The following is a 10529-nucleotide window of genomic DNA, read 5'->3' as shown; positions in this document are numbered from 1 at the left end:
CGCACGCGCTGGTTGTCGTCGATTATATGCGCCTCGCCGGCGCCGTCACGGCTGGTCACTACCGATGTGCCGTCGTCACGATCAACAAGCTGGACATTCTCGAGGTGGATGGTGCCGTTGTACCGGGCCTCGACTTGGGACTGTTCCGCAATACGAGCTGCCGTACCGCCGATGTGGAAAGTGCGCAGCGTCAACTGGGTGCCCGGCTCGCCGATCGATTGGGCCGCAATCACGCCGACTGCCTCGCCGATATCGACCATTTGCATGCTGGCCAGGTTTCGGCCGTAGCACTTGGCGCACACACCGAGCTTGGCCTCACAGGTCAGCACTGAGCGGATGCGGACGGTTTCGATGCCGGCATCCTCGATTCGCTCGGCCGCATCTTCTTTTATCTCGTCACCCGCTTCGACGATCATCTCGTTCGAAATAGGATCGATCACGTCTTCCAGGGCGACTCGACCAAGCACGCGGTCACGCAGCGACTCGATGATTTCCTCGCCCTCTTTCAGAGCGGCGACATCGAGACCGAGAATGGTTCCGCAGTCCACTTCCTTGACGATCATGTCCTGGGCCACGTCGACCAGACGCCGCGTCAGATAACCGGCGTCGGCGGTTTTCAGCGCCGTATCGGCCAGACCTTTGCGCGCACCGTGCGTGGAGATGAAGTACTCCTGCACGGTCAGACCTTCGCGGAAGTTGGACGTAACCGGGGTTTCTATAATCTCGCCGACACCACCGGTAATCTTCTTCTGCGGCTTGGCCATCAGACCGCGCATCCCCGCCAACTGGCGAATCTGCTCTTTGGAACCGCGAGCGCCGGAGTCGGCCATCATGAAGATCGGGTTGAAACCCTGGTTTTGCGCCGCCAGGTTGTCGAACATTTCCTCGGCAACACGCGACGTGGTCTGGGTCCAGGTATCAATCACCTGGTTGTAGCGCTCGCTGTTGGTGATGATACCACGCTCGTACTGTTTCTGAATCTTGGCCACCTGCTTCTGGGCGGTCTCAAGAAGGGCCTGTTTTTCCTCCGGGACGACCAGATCATCGATCGACACCGTCACACCCGCAAGCGTGGCATATTCAAATCCGAGGTGTTTGAGCCGGTCCAGAAAGGCGACTGTCTCGCTGTGGCCGCATTGCCAGAAAGTCTGATGCACCAGGTCTTCGAGCTGCGCTCGTTTGGCGACTTTGTTGAAAAATCTGAGTTCTTCCGGAAGGCAGTTATTAAAGATGATCCGACCCGGTGTGGTCTCGATCAATTGGTTGTCAATTCGCACCTTGACCGGCGAGTGCAGTAAGACAAACTTGTGGTCCAGAGCTGCCAGCACTTCATCCGGGCTATGGAACACCTTGCCCTCGCCCCTCTCGCCCTGGCGAATCTTCGTAAGGTAGTAGCAGCCCAGAACCATATCTTGCGAAGGGATAGCGATCGGCCGTCCAGATGACGGCACCAGGATGTTGTTCGTGGCCAGCATAAGTATGCGCGCCTCAAGCTGCGCCTCGAACGAAAGCGGCACGTGTACTGCCATCTGGTCGCCGTCGAAGTCGGCGTTGAACGCCGCGCAGACGAGCGGGTGGAGGCGGATCGCTTTGCCCTCGACCAAAACAGGATAGAAAGCCTGAATTCCGAGACGGTGCAAGGTCGGGGCGCGGTTGAGCAGGACCGGGTGGTCTTCGATGATCTCTTCGAGGATATCCCACACTTCGGGCCGCTCGCGTTCGACCAATTTCTTGGCCGACTTAACCGTCTGCACGTATCCCTTTTCTTCGAGCTTCATTATGATAAAGGGCTTGAACAGCTCCAGCGCCATGTTCTTGGGCAAACCGCACTGATGCAGCTTCAGCTCGGGACCGACTACGATAACGGATCGGCCCGAATAGTCCACGCGCTTGCCCAGAAGATTCTGGCGGAACCGGCCCTGCTTTCCCTTGAGCAGATCGGAGAGCGACTTGAGCGGGCGCTTGGAGTCTCCGCGAACCGAGTGGGTGCGGCGACCGTTGTCAAACAGCGCGTCGACCGCTTCCTGAAGCATCCGCTTTTCGTTGCGGAGAATGACTTCGGGCGCCTGGATATCGATCAACTTCTTGAGCCGGTTGTTGCGGTTGATCACACGGCGGTAGAGATCGTTCAGATCCGACGTGGCAAACCGGCCGCCCTCGAGCGGCACCAGGGGGCGCAGATCAGGCGGGATCACCGGAATGACCTTCATTATCATCCACTCAGGCCGGTTCTGAGACTGGCGGAATGACTCGAAAATGCGCAGCCGTTTGAGCGTGTCTTTCTTGCGCTGGACCGAGGTCTCGACTTTGATCTGCGCGCGAAGAGTCGCGACCATCTCATCAATATCGATCTCTTTCAGTAGCTCGTAGATGGCCTCGGCGCCCATGCGGGCGTCGAACTGCTTGCCGGCCTCTTCGAGATCGGCGTACTCCTCTTCCGTGAGCACGTTTCCGCGCTCATAGGAGGAGTTGCCCGGATCGATCATCACGTAGTTTTCATAATAGAGGATCCGTTCAAGCTCGCGGATGGATAGATCGAGCAGGTTGCCGATACGCGACGGCAGAGACTTGAAGTACCAGATGTGTGAGACCGGCACGGCCAATTCGATATGGCCCATACGTTCGCGCCGCACCTTGGACTGGGTGACCTCGACACCGCAGCGATCGCAGACAATACCGCGAAAACGGATACGCTTGTACTTGCCGCAGTTGCACTCCCAGTCCTTGACCGGACCGAAAATTCGCTCGCAGAAAAGCCCATCGCGCTCCGGTTTGAACGATCGGTAGTTGATCGTCTCCGGCTTGGTCACTTCACCGTACGACCAGGAGAGGATAACCTCCGGCGAGGCGATCTGGATCTGCACGGCGGAAAAGTCCGACGGTTTCTTCTGTAGTCCACGTGTCTGACTGGTGAAATCCACCACGGTTGACTCCTTTTATCTCTCCGGTTACCTGGAAACGATCATCTTCCTGAAAACCACAAAGTTACTTCTCGATCAGCGAAACATCCAGGCCGAGCGCCTGAAGCTCTTTGATCAAGACGTTAAAGGCCTCCGGATATCCCGGTTCGGGCGGATTCTCGCCCTTGACAATCGCTTCGTAAACGCGACTGCGCCCCGTGACATCATCCGACTTGACCGTCAGCATCTCCTGAAGAGTGTAGGCGGCGCCGTAGGCCTCAAGCGCCCAGACCTCCATCTCACCGAAGCGCTGCCCTCCGAACTGCGCCTTACCGCCCAGCGGCTGCTGCGTGACCAGCGAGTAGGGACCGATCGAACGAGCGTGAATCTTGTCGTCGACCAGGTGCGACAGCTTCAGCATGTAGATGTTGCCGACCGTGATCTCATTGTCGAACGGCTCACCGGAGCGGCCGTCGAACAGCCTCATCTTGCCGCTCTGCGGCAGGCCGGCCTCCGACAGCTTGGCCTTGATGTCTTTGATCGAGGCGCCGTCGAATACAGGCGTGGCGATCCTCTGCCCCAGCCTGGTGGCGGCCCAACCGAGGTGGGTTTCGAGAATCTGGCCGATGTTCATACGCGACGGAACACCGAGCGGGTTAAGCACGATGTCAATCGGGGTACCGTCGGACATGTACGGCATATCTTCGATCGGAACGACCTTGGACACGACTCCCTTGTTGCCGTGGCGTCCCGCCATCTTGTCGCCCACCGCGATCTTGCGGCGGATGGCCACGGTGACCTTCACGAGCTGCTTGACACCGGGCGGAAGCTCGGCGCCTCGAACGATCTTGTCGATCTCGATATCGCGCTCTTCCTGCTTGGCTTTAACCAGCTCCGCCGCCTCGGCGATAATCTTATCAACCTGCTTGTTGACCGTATCGTCGTTACAGTACCCTTCCGGGGCGATCGCGTTGTCGATATCGATTTCGTTAAAGAAATCAGCCTTGAACTTGTGACCCGAACGCACCAGCACCGAGTTGTCCGCTGCGGAGCGGATGGTCCGCGAAGTCTGGCCGTCGAGAATCTCGCCCAGCCGCTGGTTGCGCAGACTGGTGATATCGGCCAGAATCTTGCCGTATTTCTTTTCAACGACCGCACGTTGGCGTTTTTCTTCTTTCTTGGCCTCTTCGGTGCGCTCCTTCCGACTGAACACGCGGGTTTTGATGACTACACCCTTCATGCCGGGCGGCGCTTTCAAAGAGGCATCACGGACATCGCCGGCTTTCTCGCCGAAAATGGCCCGCAAGAGACGCTCCTCCGGCGAAAGCTCTGTTTCGCCCTTGGGCGTCACCTTACCGACCATAATGTCGCCGGCCTCGATTTCGGCGCCTTCGCGCACGATGCCGTGCTCATCCAGATTGAGCAGGGCTTCTTCCGAGACGTTTGGGATTTCGCGGGTGATTTCCTCGGCGCCGCGCTTGGTGTCGCGCACCTGCAATTCGAATTCTTCGATATGAATCGAGGTGAAGATATCCTCGTGAACGAGCCGTTCGGAGAGTATGATGGCGTCCTCGTAGTTGTAGCCACGCCACGGCATAAACGCCACGAGCGTGTTGTGCCCGAGGGCCAGCTCACCGCGATCGACCGCCGGACCGTCGGCCAACACATCGCCCTCTTCGACTGCATCACCCTCGTGCACGACCGGCACATAGTTGACACAGGTATCCTGGTTGGAACGACGGTACTTGGTCAGCACGTATTCATCGTCTTCCACGTAGCCGAGTGACCCCGGCCTCACACGCACCCTGGGCCTAACCACCACCCGTTCGGCATCGACATAGGTTACCGTACCGGGACGCCTGGCGCGTACCACCACGCCCGCGTCGAGCGCGACTTTGCGCTCCATGCCGGTCCCGACCACTGGTGCCTCAGTTTTGAGCAGAGGCACCGCCTGGCGCTGCATGTTCGAGCCCATCAGAGCGCGGTTGGCGTCATCATGCTCGAGAAAAGGAATAAGCGAGGCCGCCACCGAGACGATCTGGCGCGGCGAGACATCCATATAGTCGACTTCCTCGGCTTTCACCATGGGATAGTCACTTCGCCTCCGCGCGATGACAAACTCGTTAACAAACCGCCCTTTCGCGTCCAACGGCTCGTTAGCCTGGGCGATCAGATAGCGGTCGTCGGCGTCCGCCGAGAGATATACGATCTCACTGGTAACCTGTCCCTTGACCACTTTGCGATACGGGGTTTCCAAGAAGCCGTACTTGTTGATTCGGGCGAAGGTCGCCATCGAGGTTATTAGTCCAATGTTAGGACCTTCCGGGGTTTCGATCGGGCACATCCGGCCATAGTGGGTGTGGTGCACGTCGCGGACCTCGAACCCGGCCCGTTCCCTGGTCAAACCGCCGGGGCCGAGTGCGGAAAGACGACGTTTATTGGTCAGTTCCGACAGCGGGTTGGTTTGGTCCATGAATTGTGAAAGCTGCGACGAGCCAAAGAAGCTCTCCACCACGGACGACACCGTGCGGGCGTTCACCAGCAACTGTGGGGTGACATTTTCCTGATCCTTCAGCGAGAGGCGCTCGCGGATAGTCCGGGCGACACGCGACAGTCCGACCGAAAACAGGTTGGCCATCAGCTCGCCGACCGTCCGGGCGCGACGGTTGCCGAGATGATCGATGTCGTCGGTGAAACCTTCGTCGTTGCAAAGCCCGACAAGGTACTTGGTTATGGCCACAAAGTCCTTGTTGTCAAACACCGTGTGTTCAAGCGGGATGTCCAGCCCCAAGCGCGAGTTTATCATGTAGCGCCCGACTTCGCCCAGGTCATACCGCTTGTTGCTGAAGAAGAGCTTCTCCATCAGCGATTCGGCCATTTCCATGGTCGGCGGTTCACCGGGGCGCATCAGCGAGTAGATTTTGAGCAGGGCCTCCTCGCGGGACTTGGTCGGATCCTTCTGAAGCGTGTTGAGGATTACGTGAACTTTGCGCTTCTCGTCGAACGGAATGACTTTCAGGTTCTTCTTGCCGGTTTCGCGGATCTTCTCGATGATCTCCTCATTAAGCTCCGTACCCGCGGCGTAGAGGACCTCGCCGGTTTCCTTGTCGATAACCGTCTCGGCAAGATAGCCCTGAACCACCGCTTCTTTCTTGCGCACCGAAAGGCTGACTTCCTGCACGTCATAGTAGAGATTGACCAGATCCTCATCGCTGGAAAAACCGATGGCGCGCATAATGGCGGTAGCCGGCATCTTTCGCTTGGAGTCGATATAGACCCACATGATGTCGTTGATGTCGAGGGAGAATTCGACCCAGCTCCCGCGGTACGGGATCACACGCCCGGAATACAGTTTCTTGCCGTTGGGGTGGATGGTCTCATCGAAGAAGACTCCCGGGCTGCGGTGAAGCTGACTGACAATCACGCGCTCGGCGCCATTAATAATGAAGGTACCCCACTCGGTGATAAGCGGCAGTTCGCCGAGGTAGACATCCTGTTCGATGATGTCCTTGACTTCTTTCTGCTCGCCCTCGCCCTGGCGGGAGATAAGCCGCATGGTGACCTTGAGCGGGGCGGCGAAGGTCATGTTCCGCTCGCGGCACTCCTCGATCGAATACCGGCGCGGGCCGAGGTAGTAGTTCACGTATTCGAGCGAGAAGTTCTCGTGCACATCGGTGACCGGGAAGATCTCCTTGAAAATCTTATGCAGGCCGCTGTTTTGGCGCTTGTCGAGCGGGACGTTCATCTGCAGGAAGTCGTTGTACGACTCCAGCTGGACATCCAGCAGATTGGGCATCTCGCAGGCGTCGGGAATTTTTGCGTAATTAATGCGGGTCGTCGGTGACTGAGCCAAAAGTCTACCCTCCTACCTTAACTAAAGAACCCCGTCGCGGACAGACTAGCGCAACGAGGAGTGTGGAATTCGGACAAAAGACCAAAGGACACTGGTGATCCTGCTTATTTTCTTTCTTTTTTCTCCCGGGGCCGCGTAGGCACACACAGGGAGCTGCTAGGGCAGTTTACTCACCAATTAACGAAGCGGGGAGGCGTTTCACACACGCCTCCGTTGCCGCAAGTACATAACCAACCAGTATAAAAAAGGTTTCCGGTTGGGGCAATGTCAAAATTTACTTCAGTTCGACCTGGGCGCCGACCTCTTCCAGTTTGGCCTTAGCCGCCTCGGCGTCGGCTTTCGACGCACCCTCCAGCACTGCGGCCGGAGCGCCCTCGACCAGGTCCTTGGCCTCTTTGAGACCGAGTGAGGTCAACTCACGGACGACCTTGATAACCTGTATCTTCTTGTCGCCCGCGCTGTTAAGCATAACCTTGAACTCGGTCTTCTCGGCTGCGGCCGGACCGGCGCCGGCGGCCGCTGCCGGACCGGCGTATGCGACTGGCGCCGCTGCCGTAACACCGAATTTCTCTTGAATGGCTTTGGAAAGATCCGCCAGTTCCATCGCGGTCAGGCCGGATATCTTCTCAACGATTTCGTTAATTGCTGCGTTAGCCACGATACTAACCTCTCATATTGACTATTGTTTCTTGTCTCTCACACTACTCTATCGGGACCAGCCGACGACCCAGGCGGCAAGGCCAACCGCCTAGAAGCTTGGGGCGACTCAGCCCTATAAAAGCCTTAACTGACTACTGCAATTCTCCTTCGCCCTTTCAGGCCGCCTCGGACTTTCGTTTCTCCGCCAAAGCATCGATAGTGCCCATCAATTCCCGGAAGAACCCGTCCAGCGATCCCACCAGGCTGGTCAGAGGAGACTCCACCGCCGCCACCACCTGCGACAGGAGCACGGTCCGTGGCGGAAGGTCGGCCAGGGCCCGGATTTCCTCGGGCTGGTGAATCTGGCCCTCGACCACGAAAACACGGAAGCGGGGCATTTCCTTTTCTTTATAGGAGTCGTTGAGGATTTTCGCGGCGACCGACGGATCATCGGCGGCAAACGCTACCGCGGTCGGCCCCTTGAAATACTCGTCCAGCCCCGTCACACCGGCCTCCCTGGCGGCCAGGCGAAAGAGCGTATTCTTGGCCACCGTGTAGGTCACTTTGTTACTGCGAAGGTTCTTGCGAAGCGAGGTCAGGTCGGGAACATTCAAGCCCTGGTAGTCGGTGATGAAAAACGCCCCGGACTTCTCAAACAACGCCTTTAGCTGGGCGACCTGATCGGCTTTTTCTTGTCTTAACATCTTGGGTGTTCCTCTCTACTTCTTCATCGCCGCCAGGATTTCAGCGTGATCGAGCTTTATGCCCGGGCTCATGGTGGAGCAGATCGATGCGGACAGGATATAGGCTCCTTTAGCCGCCGCGGGCTTGGCCCGCATGATCGCATCCATAAACGCTTCGGCGTTTTCGATTATCTTCTTTTCTTCGAACGACAGCTTGCCTACGGCTACGGCGACATTAGACTGGCGATCAATACGGAACTCGATTCGCCCGCCTTTCACCTCGCGTACCGTGCGAGCGATATCCATGGTGACCGTGCCGGTTTTCGGGTTAGGCATCAGCCCGCGCGGGCCCAGGATTTTGCCCAGCTTACCGCAGACTTTCATCATGTCGGGAGTGGCGACCGCCACGTCGAAATCGGTCCATCCGCCCTGGATTTTTTCGGCCAGGTCTTCAGCGCCCACCACATCCGCCCCGGCCTCTTTGGCCTCGGCAGCTTTGTCGCCCTGGGCGAACACCGCCACCCGGACAGATTTCCCGCTGCCGTGCGGAAGCGAGACCGTGGCGCGGACCATCTGGTCGGCGTGTTTGGGATCAACCCCCAGGCGGACCGCCATTTCGACCGATTCGTCGAACTTGGCCGGGCTGCCTGATTTGAGGATACCGACCGCCTCAGGGAGCATGTAGCGTTTGCGGCGGTCAATCTTTTCGCGCCAGGCGCGATATCTCTTGGAATGCTTCATCTGTGTTTATTCTCCCTCCCGGTCGCATACGCGGCCGAGGTACAAGCGAATATCACATGGTTTATTTCAATATCTGTGTCGGTTACGGCTGAATGTCGATGCCCATCGAGCGGGCGGTTCCTTCTACCATCTTTATTGCAGCATCTAATGACGCGGCGTTCAGGTCGGACATTTTCTGCTCGGCGATATCGCGAACCTGCTTGGCCGTTACCACGCCAACTTTGTCCTTGTTGGGAACACCGGAGCCTTTTTTCACTTTAGCGGCCATGCGCAGCAGAGTCGAGGCGGGCGGCGTCTTGGTGATAAACGTGAACGATTTGTCCTCGTATACGGTGATAATCACCGGCGTGAGCACACCGTTGCCGGACTGGGTCTGGGCGTTGAACGCCTTGCAGAACTCCATGATGTTGATGCCGCGCTGACCCAGGGCCGGACCTACCGGCGGAGCCGGATTGGCCTGGCCGGCCGGAATCTGCAACTTCACTAACGCTGCCACCTTCTTTGCCACGACTGTCTATCTCTCCATTCGCCTTCGATTGACTGCTAACCCTTGGCCTTTATCAGCTCCACCTGCAGAAAGTCAAGTTCCACCGGAGTGGGCCGGCCAAATATCGATACCATTACTTTCAACTTGCGGCGTTCCAGGTTTACCTCGCTGACCGTGCCGGAAAAATCGGCAAACGGCCCGTCGTTTACTTTCACAGGATCGCCGGCCTGGAACGGGATTTCGCTGCTCTCTTCTTCCCGGCTGGAATCGATCTGCCCCGAAATCCGCTTGACCTCTTCGTCTTTCAGCGGCGTCGGGCGACCTCCGGCACCGACAAAATTCGTTATGCCGGTGGTCGATGTCACCAGGTTTTGGGTCACCTTGTCGAGATCCATTTCGACCAGGATGTAGCTGGGCAGGAACTTCTTGGTCGAAGTCGACCGCTTGCCCTGCTTCATCTCGGTGACCTGCTCGGTCGGTACCAGAATCTGGCCGAATTTGTTACTCAGGCCGGCGTTTTCAATCGCCGACTCGAGATACCTCTTGGCCTTCTGTTCGTGACCGGCATAGGTATGGACCACATACCACTTCAGGGCCATTTATCCCCCTGCCCCGCCGCCGAAGAGTAGGTGAATGCCGAAGGTCAGCAGGCGATCGACTATCCCGATAAACACCGCCACCACCATCGAGACGATCACGGTTACGATTGTCGAACCGATCAGCTCTTCTTTGGTCGGCCAGGTCATCTTCCGAAGCTCGGCCGCGGTTTCTTTTAAGTACCTCTTGATCTTTTCCAAAACAACTTCCCAGCAAGTCTATTGGCAGGCCAGGAGGGATTCGAACCCCCAGCTTCCGGTTTTGGAGACCGGCGCTCTAACCATTGGAGCTACTGGCCTGTATTCCAAACCTACCTGGTCTCCTTGTGCAAGGTGTGCTTGTTGCAGAACGGACAGTATTTCTTGTATTCCACCCGCTCCGGATGCAGCCGCTTGTTCTTCATCATGTCGTAGTTGCGCTGCTTGCACTCATTGCACGCCAGGGTGATCTTGTCTCTCACTTGAGCCTACCTTAACTTCCGAAACGGAAACGCTGCTATTCGATTATCTCCGCGATGACACCGGCGCCGATCGTGCGTCCACCCTCGCGGATCGCAAACCGCAGCTCCTTCTCCATCGCTATCGGCGTCAATAACTCCACGTTCATCGTGATGTTGTCTCCCGGCATCA

Annotated in this window: 10 protein-coding genes and 1 tRNA gene; all 11 read right to left on the bottom strand. The window is 57.6% G+C overall.

The window, feature by feature from the left end:
- Window positions 1-2921, bottom strand: a 2921-nt coding sequence (gene rpoC, locus AB1772_11865; GenBank protein ID MEW5797042.1) for a DNA-directed RNA polymerase subunit beta', incomplete at its 3' end; no start/stop codon positions are given.
- 64 nt (window positions 2922-2985) lie between these two features.
- The gene (gene rpoB, locus AB1772_11860; GenBank protein ID MEW5797041.1) at window positions 2986-6753 is read right to left on the bottom strand and encodes a DNA-directed RNA polymerase subunit beta; all 3768 of its coding nucleotides are present in this window, start codon (window positions 6751-6753) and stop codon (window positions 2986-2988) included.
- 274 nt (window positions 6754-7027) lie between these two features.
- Window positions 7028-7411: a 50S ribosomal protein L7/L12 gene (gene rplL, locus AB1772_11855; protein ID MEW5797040.1), complete on the bottom strand. Its 384-nt coding sequence runs from the start codon at window positions 7409-7411 to the stop codon at window positions 7028-7030.
- Between the two features lie 157 nt (window positions 7412-7568).
- Window positions 7569-8096 carry a 50S ribosomal protein L10 gene (gene rplJ, locus AB1772_11850; protein ID MEW5797039.1) on the bottom strand — a complete coding sequence of 176 codons (528 nt, stop codon included), beginning with the start codon at window positions 8094-8096 and terminating at the stop codon, window positions 7569-7571.
- A gap of 15 nt (window positions 8097-8111) precedes the next feature.
- Window positions 8112-8816 carry a 50S ribosomal protein L1 gene (rplA, locus tag AB1772_11845; protein ID MEW5797038.1) on the bottom strand — a complete coding sequence of 235 codons (705 nt, stop codon included), beginning with the start codon at window positions 8814-8816 and terminating at the stop codon, window positions 8112-8114.
- A gap of 82 nt (window positions 8817-8898) precedes the next feature.
- On the bottom strand, window positions 8899-9324 hold the full coding sequence (gene rplK / locus AB1772_11840; protein ID MEW5797037.1) for a 50S ribosomal protein L11: 426 nt from the start codon (window positions 9322-9324) through the stop codon (window positions 8899-8901).
- A gap of 35 nt (window positions 9325-9359) precedes the next feature.
- Entirely contained in the window at window positions 9360-9902 is a 543-nt protein-coding gene (gene nusG / locus AB1772_11835; GenBank protein MEW5797036.1) for a transcription termination/antitermination protein NusG, read from the bottom strand.
- Window positions 9903-10100, bottom strand: a complete 198-nt coding sequence (secE, locus tag AB1772_11830) for a preprotein translocase subunit SecE (GenBank protein ID MEW5797035.1) — start codon at window positions 10098-10100, stop codon at window positions 9903-9905. It lies immediately after the preceding gene.
- A 22-nt stretch (window positions 10101-10122) separates the two neighbouring features.
- A tRNA-Trp gene (locus tag AB1772_11825) sits at window positions 10123-10199 on the bottom strand.
- 11 nt (window positions 10200-10210) lie between these two features.
- Window positions 10211-10360, bottom strand: a complete 150-nt coding sequence (gene rpmG, locus AB1772_11820; protein MEW5797034.1) for a 50S ribosomal protein L33 — start codon at window positions 10358-10360, stop codon at window positions 10211-10213.
- A gap of 35 nt (window positions 10361-10395) precedes the next feature.
- The coding region (gene tuf, locus AB1772_11815; GenBank protein MEW5797033.1) for an elongation factor Tu at window positions 10396-10529 on the bottom strand (134 nt) is incomplete at its 5' end.

The organism is Candidatus Zixiibacteriota bacterium (assembly GCA_040752815.1).
Classification (GTDB): Bacteria; Zixibacteria; MSB-5A5; order GN15; family FEB-12; genus JAGGTI01.
Note: the sequence above shows the minus strand (reverse complement) of the source record. Positions and strands in the feature narration are given on the sequence as shown.